General features: G+C 67.6%; 20 protein-coding genes and 1 pseudogene. 6 read left to right on the forward strand and 15 right to left on the reverse strand.

Going from position 1 to position 17,763, the window contains the following annotated elements; genetic code table 11:
- Window positions 1-40: 40 nt before the first annotated feature.
- From NBT81_RS00605 to arcS, 8 genes are all read right to left on the reverse strand, one after another.
- Window positions 41-673, reverse strand: a complete 633-nt coding sequence (locus tag NBT81_RS00605) for a phospholipase (protein WP_338740294.1) — start codon at window positions 671-673, stop codon at window positions 41-43.
- 79 nt (window positions 674-752) lie between these two features.
- Window positions 753-1,118 carry a hypothetical protein gene (locus NBT81_RS00610; protein ID WP_338740295.1) on the reverse strand — a complete coding sequence of 122 codons (366 nt, stop codon included), beginning with the start codon at window positions 1,116-1,118 and terminating at the stop codon, window positions 753-755.
- 2 nt (window positions 1,119-1,120) lie between these two features.
- Window positions 1,121-1,393, reverse strand: coding sequence for a hypothetical protein (locus tag NBT81_RS00615; RefSeq protein ID WP_338740297.1), 273 nt, complete (start codon window positions 1,391-1,393; stop codon window positions 1,121-1,123).
- Window positions 1,390-1,671 carry a ubiquitin-like small modifier protein 1 gene (locus tag NBT81_RS00620; RefSeq protein WP_338740299.1) on the reverse strand — a complete coding sequence of 94 codons (282 nt, stop codon included), beginning with the start codon at window positions 1,669-1,671 and terminating at the stop codon, window positions 1,390-1,392. The genes NBT81_RS00615 and NBT81_RS00620 overlap by 4 nt, the downstream gene beginning before the upstream one ends.
- Window positions 1,672-1,755: 84 nt before the next feature.
- A complete protein-coding gene (locus NBT81_RS00625; protein ID WP_338740301.1) occupies window positions 1,756-2,142 on the reverse strand; it encodes a hypothetical protein in 387 nt (128 codons plus the stop codon).
- A 50-nt stretch (window positions 2,143-2,192) separates the two neighbouring features.
- The gene (locus NBT81_RS00630) at window positions 2,193-2,372 is read right to left on the reverse strand and encodes a hypothetical protein (RefSeq protein WP_338740303.1); all 180 of its coding nucleotides are present in this window, start codon (window positions 2,370-2,372) and stop codon (window positions 2,193-2,195) included.
- The gene (locus NBT81_RS00635) at window positions 2,369-4,246 is read right to left on the reverse strand and encodes an aldehyde ferredoxin oxidoreductase family protein (protein ID WP_338740305.1); all 1,878 of its coding nucleotides are present in this window, start codon (window positions 4,244-4,246) and stop codon (window positions 2,369-2,371) included. Before NBT81_RS00635 ends, NBT81_RS00630 begins: the two co-directional genes overlap by 4 nt.
- A gap of 25 nt (window positions 4,247-4,271) precedes the next feature.
- A complete protein-coding gene (gene arcS, locus NBT81_RS00640) occupies window positions 4,272-6,029 on the reverse strand; it encodes an archaeosine synthase subunit alpha (RefSeq protein ID WP_338740307.1) in 1,758 nt (585 codons plus the stop codon).
- Window positions 6,030-6,107: 78 nt separating this feature from the next.
- Here arcS and NBT81_RS00645 point away from each other — a divergent pair, with 78 nt between their 5' ends.
- Window positions 6,108-6,569 (forward strand): pyridoxamine 5'-phosphate oxidase family protein, encoded by a 462-nt coding sequence (locus tag NBT81_RS00645; protein ID WP_338740309.1) that lies wholly within the window; start codon window positions 6,108-6,110, stop codon window positions 6,567-6,569.
- Between the two features lie 81 nt (window positions 6,570-6,650).
- On the opposite strand, the gene NBT81_RS00650 is transcribed toward NBT81_RS00645, so the two are convergent.
- The 4 genes from NBT81_RS00650 to NBT81_RS00665 all read right to left on the reverse strand — a co-directional run bounded on the left by NBT81_RS00650 (window position 6,651) and on the right by NBT81_RS00665 (window position 9,764).
- Window positions 6,651-6,845, reverse strand: a complete 195-nt coding sequence (locus NBT81_RS00650) for a cold-shock protein (RefSeq protein ID WP_299330656.1) — start codon at window positions 6,843-6,845, stop codon at window positions 6,651-6,653.
- A gap of 114 nt (window positions 6,846-6,959) precedes the next feature.
- The gene (locus NBT81_RS00655) at window positions 6,960-7,346 is read right to left on the reverse strand and encodes a hypothetical protein (protein ID WP_338740312.1); all 387 of its coding nucleotides are present in this window, start codon (window positions 7,344-7,346) and stop codon (window positions 6,960-6,962) included.
- A 70-nt stretch (window positions 7,347-7,416) separates the two neighbouring features.
- Window positions 7,417-8,913 (reverse strand): tRNA guanosine(15) transglycosylase TgtA, encoded by a 1,497-nt coding sequence (gene tgtA, locus NBT81_RS00660; protein ID WP_338740313.1) that lies wholly within the window; start codon window positions 8,911-8,913, stop codon window positions 7,417-7,419.
- Between the two features lie 47 nt (window positions 8,914-8,960).
- Complete coding sequence (locus tag NBT81_RS00665; protein WP_338740314.1) at window positions 8,961-9,764, reverse strand: CPBP family intramembrane glutamic endopeptidase; 804 nt, start codon at window positions 9,762-9,764, stop codon at window positions 8,961-8,963.
- An 82-nt stretch (window positions 9,765-9,846) separates the two neighbouring features.
- On the opposite strand from NBT81_RS00665, the gene msrA reads away from it, so the two are divergent.
- Complete coding sequence (gene msrA, locus NBT81_RS00670; RefSeq protein WP_338740316.1) at window positions 9,847-10,395, forward strand: peptide-methionine (S)-S-oxide reductase MsrA; 549 nt, start codon at window positions 9,847-9,849, stop codon at window positions 10,393-10,395.
- A 33-nt stretch (window positions 10,396-10,428) separates the two neighbouring features.
- Here the strand turns inward: msrA and NBT81_RS00675 are convergent, their stop codons facing one another.
- Entirely contained in the window at window positions 10,429-10,800 is a 372-nt protein-coding gene (locus tag NBT81_RS00675) for an SHOCT domain-containing protein (RefSeq protein ID WP_338740317.1), read from the reverse strand.
- Between the two features lie 174 nt (window positions 10,801-10,974).
- Here NBT81_RS00675 and NBT81_RS00680 point away from each other — a divergent pair, with 174 nt between their 5' ends.
- Together NBT81_RS00680 and NBT81_RS00685 are read left to right on the forward strand one after the other, a co-directional pair.
- A complete protein-coding gene (locus NBT81_RS00680) occupies window positions 10,975-12,369 on the forward strand; it encodes a permease (protein WP_338740319.1) in 1,395 nt (464 codons plus the stop codon).
- Between the two features lie 489 nt (window positions 12,370-12,858).
- A complete protein-coding gene (locus tag NBT81_RS00685) occupies window positions 12,859-14,070 on the forward strand; it encodes a multicopper oxidase family protein (RefSeq protein WP_338740320.1) in 1,212 nt (403 codons plus the stop codon).
- Between the two features lie 36 nt (window positions 14,071-14,106).
- Here NBT81_RS00685 and NBT81_RS00690 read toward each other — a convergent pair whose 3' ends face one another.
- Window positions 14,107-14,307, reverse strand: coding sequence for a hypothetical protein (locus tag NBT81_RS00690; protein WP_338738562.1), 201 nt, complete (start codon window positions 14,305-14,307; stop codon window positions 14,107-14,109).
- A gap of 98 nt (window positions 14,308-14,405) precedes the next feature.
- On the opposite strand from NBT81_RS00690, the pseudogene NBT81_RS00695 reads away from it, so the two are divergent.
- Together NBT81_RS00695 and NBT81_RS00705 are read left to right on the forward strand one after the other, a co-directional pair.
- Window positions 14,406-14,684 (forward strand): annotated as a pseudogene (locus NBT81_RS00695) (multicopper oxidase domain-containing protein); the annotation flags it as partial.
- Between the two features lie 597 nt (window positions 14,685-15,281).
- Entirely contained in the window at window positions 15,282-16,679 is a 1,398-nt protein-coding gene (locus NBT81_RS00705; protein WP_338742594.1) for a TIGR00341 family protein, read from the forward strand.
- Between the two features lie 54 nt (window positions 16,680-16,733).
- On the opposite strand, the gene NBT81_RS00710 is transcribed toward NBT81_RS00705, so the two are convergent.
- Window positions 16,734-17,738, reverse strand: coding sequence for an NOG1 family protein (locus NBT81_RS00710; RefSeq protein ID WP_338740322.1), 1,005 nt, complete (start codon window positions 17,736-17,738; stop codon window positions 16,734-16,736).
- Window positions 17,739-17,763: the final 25 nt, after the last annotated feature.

The following is a 17,763-nucleotide window of genomic DNA, read 5'->3' on the forward strand; positions in this document are numbered from 1 at the left end:
TACCCTGTACCGTGGGCTAAAACGACCTTTCGGTTCCGGCCTACAGCTCCGCGACCAAGTCCGAGACGACGTCGATCTCGTCCCGGTTGACGGTGTGGGCCATCCCCTCGTAGATCCGCTCGGTCACGTCGGCGTCGAGGCGTTCGTAGGTCACGACCGACTCGTGGACCCGCTCTACGGGGATGTGGGGATCCACGTCGCTACACCCGAAGAAGGCGGGCGTGCCGTCGAGCGATCCGGCGTACCGGTCCGGATCGACCGACTCGCCGATCAGCCCGCCGCTCAGCGCGACCACGCCGCCGTAGCGAGTCGGGTTGCGGGCGGCGTACTCGGTCGCGAGACAGGCCCCCTGCGAGAACCCCAACAGCGCCGTCCGATCGGGGAGGATACCGGCGTCCGCGGCTCGGTCGAGTGTCGCACCGACTTTCGCCAGCGCGCCCGAGAGGTTCGGCTCGTTCGACTCGACGGGTTCGAGGAAGGAGCGTGGATACCACTCGCTGCCGTCGGCCTGTGGAGCGAGGAAGGCCACGCCAGCGTGCTCGAACTCGCTCGCCATGCCGAGGATGCTCCGCGCGCTCGCCCCGCGTCCGTGAAGGAGAACGACGGCGGCGTCGGCCTCGGCGGGGTCGGTGCCCGCGGTCAGTACCGGGCCGTCGGCGTGGACGTCGGTCACGGGTCCCTCCCGGAGTCGGTGTGGTCGGTCACGTCGGATCGGAGGGGACGCGACGACTTCAATAGCTCGCCACGCGCCGTCAGTGGCCGACGACGACCGCCTGCCGGATCTCCAGTGCCGTCTCGAACTCCTCGCGGCGGCCAGTGTCGGAGCCGATCCGTCGGAGCTGTTCGGCGTGGGTGCGGGCGACAGCCTCGGTCTCGCGGCGGCCGAAGTCGAGACGCTTGCCGACCGACTCCCAGTGGTCGGCCGGGACGAGAAACACCTCCCGGTCGTCGTCGGCGGCGACGCGTTCGAACTCCCGACGGTAGGTGTCGGTGCGGTCGGCAAGGTCGCTCTGGACCCGCGCCAGCAAGTCCGACAGCGCGCCGGGGCCGACGCTCGCCTTCGCGGAGGCGAGCATGAACACCTGCCCGTCGATGGGGGAGTTCGGCGCGCCGGACACCGTTACCCTCCGGCGCGCATCGCCTTCCGGGCGAACCGCTCGATGAGTGCGTCGAGGCCATCGGGGTCGCCCTCGAAGACGAGGTCGACCTGCGTCAGCGACACCGACGGCCCGACGCCGACGGTCTGTGAGGAGAGCGTCGCCGCCCAGTCGTCGGCCTCGACCCGGTCGTCGTCGACCCGTTCGGCCCCCAGATTTTCGAGATACTTGATAGCCAGGCGCTTCGAGATGCCACGGAAGGACCGCTCCCGCGTCACCCAGTCGTCGGTCGTCATCCACCCGCCACCGGCGGGAACACCGAGAGCGTGTCGCCGTCCTCCATGACCGTCGCCGGGCCCTCCATGTGGAGTACCTCACGGCCGTTTTTCAGGATGTTGAGGTTCGGTTGGAGTTCGCCCTCGTCGTCGAGCAGTTGCCCCTCCATGCCGACGTACTCGGTTTCCAGGGTCGAGAGAACGTCGCCGACGGTCGCCCCGTCCTCGAACTCACGTTCGAGAGTTTTCTGACCGACTGCCTCGCGGAACGTCGCGAAGAACCGCAGTTCCAAATCCATACCGTTCGAAGGACCGCCGCAGTGAAAAGTCACGCGGCACAGTGTGGGACGATGACACGACGGCTCGGGGCGGGACGGGGCGACTCAGATGTCGCTCAGGCGGATGCCGTCGTCGACGGTGCGGTAGGTGCGCTCGCGGTCGAGATGGCCGGCGAGCCAGTCCACGTCCTGAATCTGCATGATGAGGTCCGCCTGCAGGTTGCGCCACGCGATGGCGTAGATGGGCGACTGCCCCCACGCCCGGAGTTCGGGGACGAACTCGTCGTACTGTTCGAGTTGCTCCTCCAGTCGCTCCAAGCCGTCCGCGACGCCGCTGGCGGCCTCACGCTCAGTCTCGGCGGTCTCGACGGCCTCGTTGAGACGGGCTTCGAGTCCCGCCACGGCTCGCTGCATGTCCTGTCGGGCGGCCTCGTCGTCTTCGGGGAGCGATTCCAGAATCTGACGCGGAACACCGAGGTCGAACTCGTCCATACACGTGGAAGTTTCCGGAGAGGCAAAAGGCTCCCGACCCCGGCCGCACCTCACTCGAGGAAGTCCCGGAGCGCCGCGGCACAGCGTCGACAGAGCAACACCTGGAGTTCGCCGTCCGCGTCGAGCAGGTCGAGTGCGCCGTAGACGTGTCCCGGTTCGATCGTCTCGCCACACCGATAACAGGGGTGGGGCCGGGCGGGGTTCGACCCCGTCGACTGGCGGTCGGTCACGACCCTCGGCCGTGGCCGTTGTGGTGACGTCGGTCCACACCGTCACGGGCGCTCCGGCCGGGACGGTCGTCCCCGGCCGGCGCGCCGCCGAGTGGCGTCTCGCTATCGACGACATCCCCCAACCCGAGGCGGTCGACCGTGTCGACGGTCGGCACGCCGTCGGGGGACCAGCCCCGGGCCGCGTAGTAGGCGTCGAGCATGGCGTCGAACGCCTCGCGGTCGACGGTCCGTCCGGCGGCCGGGCCGTCGGGGAGTGGCTCCTCGAACAGGTCCGGGAGCGAGTCGTCGGCACGGTCGAACCCCTCCCGGACGTTGAACAGGCGCACGAGCGTCCAGACGCGTTCGCCGAGCGTCGCCAGCGACTCGCGGTCGTGGTCGAGTCCGGCTGCAGTCAGCCACTCTGCGCCGAGGTCGCCCCACATGGTCTCGCCGGCGAAGTCGTCGACGACGAGGCTCCAGAGCGTCGATCGGACGTTCTGTGCGCCGACCACGGTGGCGACGCGGTCGGCGTCCGTCCACTCGTCGCGGGCGAACGCCTCGCGCTCGACCGGCCGAGCGCGGCGGTGACAGCCCCCACGGTCGCTGGTGGCGTAGGCGAGCGCCATCCCCGCCGCTCCGCGGGGGTCGTACGACGGCAGTTCCATCGACTTCACCGTCGGGACAGCTCCACCGGCGTCTCGCCCCCCGGCGTGTGCCACGCCGTCGGCGAGACGGTCCCCGAGGTCGGTCGACCGGGTGGCGATGGCTTCGAGGAGCGTGGCGGCGTCGTCCGCGTCGCCGAACGAGAGGCCGTCGTCGGCCTCCGGCCGACTGCTCGTGGAGCGTGGCTCCACGCCGTCCGCTCGCATCGCCCACGCCACCGCGTTGCCGGCGCTGATGGCGTCCATCCCGAGGCGGTCACAGATCGAAGCCAGACGGACCACCGTCTCGGCGTCGTCGACGCCGAGGCCCGCGCCAAGCGACATCAGCGCGCCGCCGCGGGGGATCGACTCCCCGTCGTCGGTGTCGACGCGAAAACCCCCCGGAACGGGGTCGTCGGCGTTCTCCCGGCCGGTCGCGGCGTCACGGATCGCCTCGATGCCGATGTCGCCGGCGTCGTCGAAGCGGCCGCCCTGCCACCCGCGGGTCGAGAGGACGCCCACCTCGTTGGCGAAGTCGACGCTCTCGACGGTCTCGCCGGCGGCCTGCCACCGCCCGGTGTCGTCGTCGCGGTAGGCGGCGCCGTAGCGGTCGCGGAGGTCGGCCAGGTCCTCGGAGGGCGTCGGCGGGTCGCCGCGGACGGCGACGGCCTTCAGCCGTTTGGCGCCCATCACCGCGCCGGCTCCGCCCCGGCCCGCGTGGTGGTCGCCGCCGTCGGAGGCGACCGTCGCGTACGCCACCCGGTTCTCGCCCGCCGGACCGATGCAGGCGACCGACCCCTCCAAGGCGGCGTCGGTCTCGGCGGCGTCGGCCCCCCACAGATCGGTCGCATCCTCGATTCGAACCGTACCGTCGGTGACGGTGATCGTCCGGGGGGTGTCGGCAACCCCCTCGATCACCAGCCCGAACGCGTCGGGGAGCGCGCCGGCGAGGGCGTCGGCGAAGGAGCCGCCGCTGTAGGAGTCCAGAAAGGTCCCGGTCAGCGGCGACTTGGTGATCGCCGCGTAGCGCGACTCGCCGGGGAGGTAGCCCGAGAGCGGGCCGAGAAGGAGACAGAGCCGATTCTCCGGACCGAGTGGATCGGTCCCGGCGTCGAGTTCGTCGTAGAGGTAGCGAGCGCCGAGCCCCTTCCCCCCCAGAAAGTCGCGCCGCCACGACGTCGGGACGCGGTCGCGAGTGACGGCCCCCACCGAGAGATCGACCCGGATCACGTCGCGCCGGAGGGGTGATGACATCGACACAGGTAGTCGGGAGGCGGTGTTAAGCGTTGTCCTCGCTCTCGACGTGGCGCATCTCGACGGCGACACCGCGGGTACTCGCTCGCATCTCGCGGCCGTGCATCGCCGCGCGGCCGACGCCGAAGGCGGCCGGCCCCTCGACGACCACTTCGTCGCCGACGCGGACGTCGTCGGCGGCGTCGACGACGCCCGGCGCGAGGACGCTGCCGTGTGGGACGAAGCCGTCTATCTCGACCCGTTTGGTCGGCGCGTCGCTCTCGGCCCAGTGGCGGGCGCCCGCGAGCGTGAACGCAAGGACGCCGTACTGTGGCACCTGCGCCGCGAGTTGGGTCCCGTCGCCGTCGCGCACCTGCAGTTTGGGGTGGCGACTCGTCGTCGTCAGGTCCGGAAAGAGGTCGTCACCCGCACCGGGACCGAACTGGTAGTCCGCGATGGCTCGGATCGTGTTGTGTTGGCGCTCCCGCTTCGAGTACTTGAGTTCGCCCGACAGCGCGGAATCGAGGTTCGAGAGCGACGCCCCGGTCGTCGGGTGGTCGTCGACGGTGAACTCGAAGGGGGTGTCCACCCGGTCGGCGACGCGTTCGCAGATGTCGCAGTAGCCCTCGCCGGGGACGTGAGCGATCACGCGGGGGTAGTCGTTGCGCGACAGATACCGCTCCAGGGCCGCGGCGACGAAGGCTTTCTCCCCCTCGGTCCAGTCGCCGGTGACCACCGCGTCGTAGTGCTGGGCGGGGTAGGTGCACTCCAACTCCTGGGGGACGACGCCGATTGGCGAGGTCATCGAGGCGACGTGGCCGCGGTAGTCGATGGCGCGGTGGAACTGGGCGTGGCTCTGGGAGTCGCTGTAGGGTTTGCGCGCCGAACACGGGACGAGCACCAGCGGGTTCGAGAACCGATTCCGGTATCGCGTCGTCACCCGGTCGGCGAAGCGCTGGATCTCGACGCGGTCGAGTGTCTCCTCGCTGGCGGCGCTGATCTCCGCCTCCCGGATCACGGGCGTCCGCCGTTCCAGATAGCGGTACTCGTGGTCGAACTCCCGGAACGCGGCGGTCAGCCAGTTCTCGTGGCGCGCCTGGCCTTCGAGGTAGTCCCGGAGGCGACCCCGTCGGATCCGCGTCCGGACGGTGGCAAGCGCCGACCGGAGGGCGGCGACGTTGTGGGCGACACAGGCCTTGCGGTCGAACTCGTCGAGCGGTGGGTCGGAGGGGAAGGCGCCGGGCAGTTCGTCGAGTTCGTCGAGGTGGTACTCGCCGTCCGTGGTGAGATAGCGCCCCTGCCGGCCCTTCACCCGCACGAGTTTCGTGTCGACCAGGTCGACGCCGGCGGCGACGAGGCTGGCGACGTTCGCCGGCGTCGCGACGCCCGCGAGGTAGAGCGCGGTGTCCGGGGGGATCGACTCCCGGACGTCGATCAGTTCGTCGCGAAAGGAGGCACCGTGACCGACGACGCCGGCGGCGTTCGCCAGAACGTAGGCGTCACAGCCGTAGTCGTCGGCCGTCCGAGCGGTGATCACGCCCGCACTCGGGTAGTCGACGTCGGGGTAATCGACGGCGAAGGAGTCCTGGACGGGCGACTCCGTCCCCGCGGGAAAGGCCCGATGGGGAAGGACCGTCAGTTCGGCGTCGCTCCCCTCGGGGTGGTCGCGGTCGGCGGCCCACAGGCTCCCGGCGTCGACGACGACGTCGTCGGCGACGGCGGGGGTCGTCACGGGGTCGCGCAGGCGGAGTTCGCCCAGGCGGGCGGCCCCGTCGCGCCCGTGGACCTCGAAGTAGTCGGTCATGGGAGAGCGTCGTGGCCGAGGCGGAACTACGTTGCGTTCCGACCGCGGCTTTTAGCCGTCCGCGTCCCAACGCGGCCCGTGACCGAGTACACCGGCGAGTGGGACCGCGAGGGCGTCGCGGCGTTCCTGTCGGAGGCCCGGGTGCCGATCCGACTGGCCTGTCGGACACCCGACGACGGTCTCTGGATGCTCTCGCTGTGGTACGGCTTCGACGCCGACGCCGAGCGGTTCGTCTGTGCCACCGCGGCGGACGCGGATATCGTGCGGTATCTCCGCGGCGACGACGGCGTCGCCTTCGAGGTGTCGACCAACGACCCGCCGTACCGCGGCGTCCGCGGGCGGGGGACGGCAACGATAACGCCCGACGAGGGGAAAACCGTCCTGCGGGACCTGCTGATCCGGTATCTCGGCGGGGCGGACTCGAAACTCGCCGACCGCCTCCTCTCGCCCGACCGGGACGAGGTGACGATCCGAATCGACCCCGGGCGGTGCTACTCGTGGGACTTCAGCGATCGGATGAGCGACTCGACCAGCGACTGACGGCGAACGCGGTCGCTCGACGTGTAGCGTCGTGAAAACGAGCGTCTCGGTCGGTATCGCCGCGAGGCGACCGTGTCGAGATCAGTTACGAACGAGGTTCGTCGCGCGCGGACCCTTGGGGGAGTCCTCGATTTCGAAGTCTACGTCCTGTCCCTCTTCGAGGTCCGGACCGCCAACGTCCTCCATGTGGAAGAACACGTCGTCGTCCGCGTCGTCAGTCTCGATGAAACCGTAGCCGCCTGTGTCGTTGAAGAAATCAACTTTACCGTTTGCCATTACGGACATACGTACGTCCCGGAAGGGGATAACCGTTCCGAGAGTCGCGGTACCACGGCGGTCGGTCGACGAACGGCCACCAGAGGAGTGACGCCGACGCGGGACGACCGCCGCTCAGCCGTATATCGCGCCGCTCGCCTCGCGGGTCACCGGCAACGCGTCCTCGTACAGGCACTCGAGCAGTTCGTACTGCGTGCGGGTCGCCGCGGCGTCGTCGGCGGCGGTCCGGAGTTCGGTGACGATTTCGCCGAGGGCGACGCGGCGGGCGACGAGACTCGCCTCGCCGTCGGCAGCCGTGCGTGCCGCCATGGCCGCCCGACGTGCGTGGTGTCGTGCGGGGCCGATCGACAGCGATCCGGCAAGGTCGTCGATCCGGTCCGCGACGGACCGGAGGTCCTCCGCGGTGTCGGCCGAAAGCGGGAAGTCACGCGCCACCTCGTCCGTCGACGGCGCGGCGCGGTCTCGGTCCGTCGGGCCACCCGAGTGCGATCGGTTGGACATCTGTCACTCGTACCGACGGTTCGCGTGTATATCAATGGTGGGTGGGCGTGTAGACCGACCGAACGAACGGTCAGTCTCGGTCGTCGCCAGCGGTCGGTCCGCTCAGGCGCTCGACGGTCACCGACTCGGGGATCGGTGTGAGCGCGGACGCCGACCAGTCGTCGTGGGCGAGGGTCACGCGCGTCCCGGGGTTCTCGGCGACGAGGCGAGCGACACCGCGGGCGGCGGCCTCCCGAGCGGCCGGGTCGACCCGATCGGGAAGTTCGGCGGTGAAGGGGTAGGTCTCGGAGAGCGCCCGCGGCACGGGGCCGAAGGGCGGCACGACCCGCCAGGCGGCGTCGAAGCGGTCGCCCGAGGGCGAGGACCCCTCGGTCAGCAGGAGGGTCGCTGGCGCGTCGAGACGGCCGAGGCGGTCGTGGTGACGGACCACTTCGGGCCGGCGCGCGCTCTCGGTCGAGCAGTAGAAGAAGGTCCCCTTGGAGGCGGGGTCGTGGCGCTCGATCTGTCCGGCGTGGTCCAGCAAGGTTCGGTAGCCGTCGAGCATCGCGGGGTGGGCGCGGGCGCGTGCCTCGACGAGTTCCAGCAGGTCTCCCTCCCGGATCGCCGCCTTGATTCGGCGGATCTCGGCGAAGGAGACGTGGAGGTTGTGCTCGGCCAGCAGGCGTTCCCGCTCGTCGTCGGCCGCGTCACGGAGGTCCTCGGGCGTGTGGGACGCACAGATCGGGCACGAACAGGGGAAGTAGTCGATGTCGGCGAGGTGCTTGGTTCCGCGGACGGTGAGATAGCGGTCGTCGCGGGCGTAGATGGCGTAGGCCGCGGAGTCGAAGAGGTCACACCCCATCGCGACCGCGAGCGCGAACATCATGGGGTGGCCCGCGCCGAAGAGGTGGACGGGAGCGTCCGCGCCCAGACCGCGCTTCGCGGCCGCGACGACGTCGACGACGTCGGCGTAGCGGTAGTCGTTCATCAGGGGGACGACCGCGCCGACGGGGAACACGTCGAGGGCGGTGGCGTCGGCGTGGCGGGCGGCCGTCTCCCGCAAGTCGAGGTGGGTCGACCCCTGGATCGGCGCGTTGACCAGCATCTCGCCGGTGTCGACCGCCTCGGCGTCGGCGAGGGCCCGCTCGGTCGTCTCCAGGTCGGCCTCGGCGGTCTCGCGGGCGGCGTCGGGCGGCGTCGGCACGTCGACCGGCGTCGCCACGTCGGAGCCGATCGCTCGCTGGAACTCGAGGATCTCCCGGGTCGTCACGTCGATGTCGCCGTACTCGGAGAGCTGAAAGGAGCCGGAGTCGGTGACGACGACACCCGAGAAGTCGAGCATCTCGTGGAGCCCCACGTCGAGAGCGCGGGCGCGAAGGTCGTCGGTCCCGCGGATGATGTAGGCGTTGGTGATGAGTGCCTCCGCGCCGAACTCGGCTTCGAGGCGGGCGGGCGACACCGTCAGGAGGTTGGGGTTGATCACGGGGAGGAGCGCCGGCGTCTCGACGGTTCGACCGGCACGGGGGACGGTCAGTTCCCCGATCCGGGCGAGCCCGTCACCGCGCCGGAACTCGAAACGGTCGCGCATACTCGGGGTTCCCCGGGCGCGGCGGTAAGCGTTCCGCTCCCGACCGGTCAGATGGGGAGCGCCGTCGTCGCCGCGAGAACGGCCGACGCTCCCTCCCGAGGGAGACCGCCCGTCTCGGAGAGCCGGATCGCCAAGTAGGCGAAGGCAAAGAGCGTCGCGTTGTACGCCCCGTGGACCAGCGACGGGACGACGAGGTTGTCGGTCAGTTCGTAGACGCCGCCGAAGACGAGGGCGGGGAAAAAGAGGACCGTCACCGTCACGAGGCGGCCGCCGGCCCCGCCGGTCAGCGCGACGTAGTGGACGCCAGCGAAGAGGGCACTCGCGAGGACGACACCCGGAACGGCGTCGAACGTCTCGCGGAGGCGACCCTGAACGATGCCGCGAAAGAGGAGTTCCTCCCCGGGACCGATGAGCAGTATCGAGGCGGGGACGAGCCAGAGCAGGACCGTCGGGTCGGCGCTGGCGAACTCCGCGACCTGGTTCTCGCCGGCCGGCGCGCCGGTGACCGAGACGACGAGCGCCCCGGTGACGGCGGCCACGAACGCCGCCGCGTACCCGACGACGACGATCAGGACCTCGCGGACCGAGGGCACGCGGACGCCGAGATTCCGGAGCGACCGGTCGCGCAGGCGGAGGTACGTCAGGGCGACGCCGCCGAAGGCGATCCCCTGGATCGACACGAGCGAGATCACGAGAAGGGTCGCCGGCGACGGCTCGAGGCCGAGGCCGACCAGTCCGACCGAGAGCACGAGTACGAGACCGATGCCGACACCGAGGCCGATGGCGGAGACCAGGAGGGCGACGCCGACCGCTCGCAGCCGTTCGGCCGTCGTCTCGTCGAGCGAGGGCATACCACCACCTGGGGCGGCAGGGTCGAAAAACTTCCCGCCGGCGGGCGCGGAGTACATAGGTGTCCGGCGTCTAGACGCACCCATGACCGACGACAGCGACGGCCGCGCGGTCGCGACGCTCGCGGGCGGGTGTTTCTGGTGTCTGGAAGCGCCGTTCGAGGAACTCGCCGGGGTCAGCGAGGTCGTTTCGGGGTACTGCGGCGGGCACGTCGAGGATCCGAGCTACGAGGCGGTCTGTTCGGGGACGACCGGTCACGCCGAAGTGGTGCAGGTCGAGTACGACCCCGACGTGGTGAGTTACGAGGCACTTCTAGAGGTGTTTTTCGCCCTCCACGATCCGACCACGGAGGATCGACAGGGACCGGACGTGGGTTCGCAGTACCGCTCGGCCGTCTTCTACCACGACGACGACCAGCGAGCGACCGCCGAGGCGGTCGTCGATCGCCTGGCCGACGACTACGACGACCCGATCGTCACCGAAATCGAGCCCCTGGAGACGTTCTACGAGGCCGACCCCTACCACCAGAACTACTACGCGAACAACCCCCAGCAGGCGTACTGTCGGGTGCAGATCCGCCCGAAGATGCGGAAGGTACGCGAGACGTTCGCCGACCGGGTCGCCGACGAGTGAATCCGGTCGAATCGGAAACCGGGAACCGGGTGCTCAGGCGTCCCGTTCCAGCGCCTCCCGCCGTTGTTCGTACTCCTCGTCGGTTAACTCTCCGCGGGCGTAGGCGAGACGGAGTTCGTCGAGCGCCCGATCCGAGTCGCTCTCACTGCCCGCCACCGTCCGGTAGACGAGGTAGCCACCGCCGACGAGGGCGGCGAGGAACAGGAGCTGCATCACGAGACCGACGGCGAGCATCCACCCCGGCATCGTTCCGTCTCCCCACATTCCGCCGCCCCACATCCCACCCATCATCGGCCCGAACCCCATCATCCCGAAGCCCATGAAGAACGTCGGGAGGATGACGAGCGCGACGACGACGACGAGCAGAACCGTGACCAGTCGCGTGTCGTCCGTGTTTCGTGTCATACGTGTTTCCTCCGTGAACCCGTCGTCGTAGTACGCGACCACGGTTCAATGCGGTTGTGGGTTAGAACACTCCGACAGTCTGTCGTGAAACCTTCGTATCCATAGTCGAGAGGGTCGATTAGGAACAGTATCGTAAGGAAAACTGCAATAGACGAGCCCCACGATGGAACGTCTATGCAGGCGACGACGATCGAAGGGGTCCTCGAGGCGCTCCGCATCGGCGTGGGCTTTCTCTGGACTGCGGCGTGGGCGATCATCATGGGCCTCACGGTCACGAGTCTCGTCCAGGTCTACGTCTCGAAAGAGCGGATGGCTACCGTCCTCGGCGATGGCGACCTGACCGGACTCGCGAAGGCGACTGCCTTCGGTTCGGCGAGCAGCGGGTGTAGTTTCGGGGCCATCGCAATCGGGAAGGGCTTGTTCAAGAAGGGTGCCCACGCCGTGAACGTTCTGGCGTTCATGTTCGCGTCGACGAACCTCATTGTCGAACTCGGTCTGATGATCCTGATCCTGCTGGGCTGGGAGTTCCTCCTCGCGGAACTGCTCGGCGGCCTCGTTCTCATCGCAGTCATGGCCGTCATCGTCCACCTCACGCTCCCCGAGAACCGCTTCGCCGAGGCCCGGGCGACGCTCAACGAGCGTGACCGCGAGTCGGGCGTCACGGAAGACCCGACCTGCGGGATGGAGGGGAAAGACGAGTACACAGTCACGACCGACGGCGGGGAGACGCTGACGTTCTGCTCGGAGGGCTGTATGGAGACCTACCGTCAGGAGACGTCGAGTAGCGGCGGATGGCGTGAGGAGTTGCTGTCGTGGGGCGGGTGGTACAAGGTCGGAAACCAGTACCGCAAGGAGTGGTCGATGATCTGGACGGACGTCGTCGCGGGATTTCTCGTCTCCGGGTTCGTCATCGTCTTCGTTCCCCAGTGGGTGTGGAACACCCTGTTCGTCCAGGGCGATGGCCTCCTCGTGACCGCCGAGCACGCCATCGTGGGCGTCGCCATCGCCGTCGTCAGTTTCGTCGGCAGCATGGGCAACGTTCCCTTCGCCGTCGCGCTCTGGGGCGGTGGGATCAGTTTCGCCGGCGTCATCGCCTTCGTCTACGCCGACCTCATCACGATTCCCGTCCTCAACGTCTACCGGAAGTACTACGGCTGGACGGTGATGCTGTACATCCTCGGCGTCTTCTTCGTGACGATGGCCTTCACTGGCTTCCTCATGGAGTTGCTGTTCGACGCCCTCGGAATCGTTCCGAATCTGGCTGGTGGCGAGACGGCCACCGAACAGACGTACTTCGAACTCAACTATACGTTCTACCTCAACATCGTCGCGTTCGCGCTCTCCGGGTTCCTGCTGTACGTCTATCGTCGCGGCGTCGGTGCACCGGGGCAGTACCGCGACCCCGTCTGTGGCATGCGAACCGACGACGGCGAGCCATCGGTGACACACGACGGCGAGACGTACCACTTCTGTGCCCGGACCTGCAAGGAGACGTTCGAAAAGGACCCAGACGAATTCACGCAGCAACACCCGGAGGCGGGAGCGTCTCGAGGTCACGACCACCATTGAACGCCGACTCGAGATGTCGAAGTCGTGGGGTCGCCAGCCTCGCGGTTGCGCTGACCAATCAAAACTGGTACATCAACGTCTCACGAACTCCCACGCACGAGCAAGTGTCTCGTCGGATCGAGGTGGAGAAGATGAATCGACGGCGAGTCGATCGGTGGCTTGGTCCCTGCCGTCCTCGTCGTCGGTGGTGTGCTCACCTGGCAAGCGTATCAGCAACAGTGGGCCGTTGAGCAGATGGGCACGTCGATGAGCGCGGTTCGCGGAGCGAACCCGCTGTTGTCCGTTCTCGGAACGCGTCTCGGCTGTCGTTGGTGGGGGCTATCCCATGGTTCGAGACGAGCTCGTAGCACGGAAACAGGCGAACTAGCGGGGTGTGCTCGCGTATCCATGATCGTTTACCGTATCGCCGAGACTGAACTCGGAACGAGAACGACCGTATGAAAGTCCCTCATCGTGGGACCTTTACTCGCTGACCGCGAAGATTGAGGAATGACCTCCTCGGGACTCTCTCGCCGTGAGCTCCTCCAATTATCGGGGATATCGACTCTCGGAGCGCTCGCGGGGTGTGCCAGTCGGCTACCGGGCACCGACGACGGTGGCGGTCGGGCGGTGACCCCCCGTCCGACTGTCACGGCTGACCCGGATACATCCGTCAGCCTCACTTCGACGTCCGGGACCATTCGACCGGCTTCGGATGCGTCGACGACTACTTCGATGTACGACGGACAGTACCCGGGCCCGGAGTTGCGCGTACAGGAAGGCGACGTGCTCAGCGTGGAACTGGCTAACGACCTTCGGGAAGAGACGACGATTCACTGGCACGGAATTCCCGTCGCGAATCCGGTCGACGGCGTGCCGAACGTGACGCAAGATCCGGTTGCCGCCGGTGATACATTCACATACAAGTTCCGTGCCGAACCCGCCGGGACGTACTTTTATCACAGCCACGTCGGACTCCAACTCGATCGTGGATTGCTCGGCCCGCTGATCGTCGAAGAGCGTGACCCACACGTCGAGTACGACCGCGAGTACGTCGTCGTGCTCGACGATTACCTCTCCAGAGAACCCCGTCTTCCGTCGGACGGTGGGACGGGTGGCGGCGGAATGGGTGGAATGATGGGAGACGTTCGACCGCCATACGAGGGGCTTTTGATCAACGGTCAACTGCCCGAGAATCCCCCGACGTTCGACGTGACGGAGGGTGATCGGGTTCGCTTTCGATTCGTAAATGCCGCCAGCGCGACGGTCTTTGGTGTGCGGATCGCTGGACACGAGCTATCGGTGACCCACGCCGATGGGCGGCCCGTCGAACCGGTCGGGGCCGACTCGTTCGTCCTCGGTGCCGGCGAGCGATACGACGTCGTCGTGGAGGCGACGAACCCGGGGAGATGGTTCGTTCAGGCGAACGCGCTCGACGGGAACGAACCACCGGCCAGGGCCGTCGTCGAGTACGAATCCACAGGTGGTTCGGGCACCCCACAGCCCCCATCGTCTTCGAGTAACAGATTGCAATACGGCGACCTGCGAGCACTCTCCTCGCTCGACGGTGTGAGTGGGGATCCCGACCGGACGTTCGATCTGTCGCTCTCACGCGGGAGAGACCAGTCCTACACGTGGACGATAGACGGACAGGAGCGTGTCATAGAACTCTTCACACACTATAGTCAGTTTGATTACTATTATAGTGGGTTATTAGCTTAGAAGTACGTGCACTCAGTGCACGGAGTTCAAAACCAGTCAGAGATTTCCCTTTCGTCTCCGAATAATGATTTCTCGCACCCGTTCAGCGTGGTTCGTCTCGGAGTGAACGAACGCTGTGAGGATGGCTTCGACGGTCTCGGAGCGGCTGGCTCCGAGGTCGTCACACTCAGCGACCAGTTCATCCACTTCTCGCACGATTTCCTCGTCAACAGCGACTCCGAACTTTTCTTTTGCCATAGCTAAAACATCTAAGAACAGCGTGCACCAAGTGCACGACGGTTTCAATTTGTCTAAGCTGATTCAGCGAGCCATGTGAACTCTTCTATGACACGCTCGGACAGGCCTACCCGGATGCCGATCCGCTTCGGATTCGGCCCGGGGAACACGTCCGGATTCGGATGACCAACCAGAGCCCAGTCGTCCATCCGATGCACCTTCACGGCCACTTCTTCCAGGTCGGCAACGCGATCAAAGACACCGTTATGGTCCCCGGACATCGAGGACAGGTGACGCTGGACTTCCACGCGGATAACCCCGGTCGGTGGTTGTTCCACTGTCACAATCTGTATCACCTCGATGCAGGGATGGCGCGTGTCGTGGAATACGTCGAATGAGTCGTCTGAGACCCGATTTCTGGGTGATCGAGCTGTCGCTCGTGTGGTCTTGGCCCTGTCCCGGCCGAAAGGTGAGTGCCATCCCGACGAATTCGAGCCGGACGAACGCTTCGTTCTCTGAAACACGATCAAAGCGCTGTATACGCATTCACGGATTCTCTCCTTCGCTTTTTCACGCTCCCCGTCGCACCTTCCGAGCGGCCCTCCGACGAACCCAGGAGGAAGCCGATGACCAACGTCAGACTCGGCCGCTGGCCGCTCGTGGCGCTCGCAATCGTCGGACTCGCGTTCGCCGCCCCCGTGGTCAGCGCACACGGCACCGACACGACTGCGGAGGACGCCCACTGACGATGCTACCGCCGATGACTGGGCGGTCGGGATGGAGGCGCAGATGACCGAGCACACGGGCCCGGTGCTGTCGAGTAGATGGAGTCCCAAACCGGTGTGTCCGTCGACGAGATGGCCCAGGACATGGCCGACCACGACCACTGTCGTCGAGGCGGCGAGCGTCGCGATCCGACGGACGGAGCCCCACCCGAACGGTCCCCGTCCCGCCAGGACGACAGGCTATTTGGGGAGCGGGTGGGACGTGTACCCGTGCGACTCGTCCAGGTAATGGTTCCGCCGGGCAAGCGGGAGGCGATCCTCCGCACTCTCGACGACGAGGGTATCGACTACGTCGTGAGCGAGGAGACCAGCAACCGGGAGTACACGGCCTCGGTAACCTTCCCGCTCCCGCAGGCGGCGGTCGAACCCGTCCTCGAGAAACTCCACGAGGCGGGGTTGGAGCGGGAGGCGTACACCGTGGTGCTCAACGCGGAGACGGTGATCTCACGGCGATTCGACAAACTGGTCGAACGCTACGAGGAGGACGGGGAGAACGGCCAGCGGATCGCCCGCGAGGAACTCGCCGCGCGGGCGCGATCGCTCGCCCCGGACTGGCGGACCTTCCTCGTGATGACCGCGATCAGTTCGGTCGTCGCCACCGCGGGACTGCTCCTCGATTCCGCCGCCGTCGTCGTCGGGTCGATGGTCATCGCGCCCCTGATCGGCCCGGCGATGGCGACGAGCACCGGATCGGTGGTCGACGACCACGAACTCCTGCTTCGAGGCGTGAAACTCCAAGTCGCGGGGGGTGTCCTCGCAGTCCTCGCTGCCGCCGCCTTCGCGATCCTATTACGGACCGCCCACGTCGTCCCCCTGTCCTCGGCGGACGTGTTCGCCATCAACGAGGTACAGGAACGTCTCGTCCCGGACGTGCTCTCGCTGGTCGTCGCTCTCGGTGCCGGGGTCGCCGGCGCGCTCAGCCTCTCGACCGGCGTCTCGACGGCACTCGTCGGCGTCATGATCGCCGCGGCGCTCGTCCCACCGACTGCGGTCGTCGGCATCGGCCTCGCGTGGGGGTCGCCCGCCACCGTCACAGGGGCGTTCGTCCTCGTTCTCGTCAACTTCCTGTCGATCAACTTCGCCGCACTCGCGGTGCTGTGGGCGATGGGCTACCGGCCGCGTGGCTGGCTCCGGCGCGAGGAGGCTCGGATCGCGACGCTGAAACGCATCGCCGCGCTCGGCGTGGCGTTGCTCGTCCTCTCCAGCCTGCTCGCGGCCGTCACCTACGGCACCTACCGGACCGCGACGTTCGAGGAGGAGACGCGGGCGACCGTCGACGAGGTCCTCGCCGCCCACGACGGCCTCGAACGCCTCTCGATCAGCGTCACCTACGAGGAGACGTTTCCTTTCTCCCGACCGGATCGGGTGACCGTCACCGTCGGCCACCCACCGGGGAGCGAGACGCCGGCACTCGCGAGCGACCTCGCCGAACGGATCGACGACATCTCGGACACGCCCTTCCGCGAGGACACTCCGGTGTCCGTCGAGGTGCGGTACGTGGCGGTCGACCGGATATCCGCCGACCGATCGGATCGGATCGACCCCGAGTCGACGACACCAGTAGCGGCGGCCACACAACGAGTGTACGCCCCCGGCCCACGCGTCTGACCTGCCCGAACCGCCGACGGTGACCGCGAGCGCCGACGTGACTTACGCCGCGGCCTAGCGCGAGGGGAGGTCCGGCTCCCAGTCAACCGTCTCGACGGCCAGATCGAGGACCGCCTCGACGTTCTCGCCCTCGGTGACACTCATGTAGGCGTCGGCGTCCACGTCGGACGACCGGTCGCTCTTGTTACAGACCGTGACGACCGGCGCGTCGAAGCGGTCGACGACCGCGTCGCGCAGGGCGAGTTGGGCGTCGATCGGGTAGCCACATGCCCCGCTGGCGTCGACGACGAAGAGGACGGCGTCGGCCAGGTGAGCGAGGGCGCTCACCGCCTGACTCTCGATGTCGTTGCGCTCGTCGGCCGGGCGGTCGAGCAGCCCCGGCGTGTCGATGATCTGGTAGCGGACGTGGTTCCGCTCGAAGTGGCCGATCTGGATGCCACGGGTCGTGAAGGGGTAGCGCGCGATCTCGTTGTCGGCGCGCGTGACCGCGTTCACGAACGACGACTTGCCGACGTTGGGGTAGCCGGCGACGACGATGGCCGGTTCGTCCGGGCGGATATCGGGCAGGTCCCGCAGCGCGTTTCGCGCCTCGCCGATCCGCAGGAGGTCGTCCTCGACCTCCTCGACGACGTCGGCCATCCGCGCGAAGGCCTGCTTGCGGTGTTTTCGCGCCGTCTCCGTGTCGGCTTTGCGGAGTTTGGTGTTGTACTCCCGCTGGATCGTCTCGACCTGTCGGCTGGCCCACGTCACCTCCGAGAGACTGGCCCGGAGGGCGTCGACGCCCACCTGTTCGACCCCGTCGTCGCCGGTGCGGGACGGCATCGAGCCACGCAACACGGCGTCGGCGAGTTCGCGGTAGAAGGGGTCGACGACGCCGAAGTCCGGCCACTCCGTCACCACGTTCTCCAGATTGTCCGAGAGGATGTTGCCCGCCGTCTGCAGCATCGACTGCTGGGCCTCGAACCCCGACTTCGCGCGCCCGGAGCGGGCGGCCCGCGAGAAGGCCTTGTCGATGAGTTCCTCCGACCGGGGCGTGGTCGGTAGGGCTTCGAAAATCATTGTCGATCCTTCGACACGCGCGGAT

Origin of the sequence: Haloplanus sp. CK5-1, assembly GCF_037201915.1 — an archaeon.
Lineage (GTDB): Archaea > Halobacteriota > Halobacteria > Halobacteriales > Haloferacaceae > Haloplanus > Haloplanus salilacus.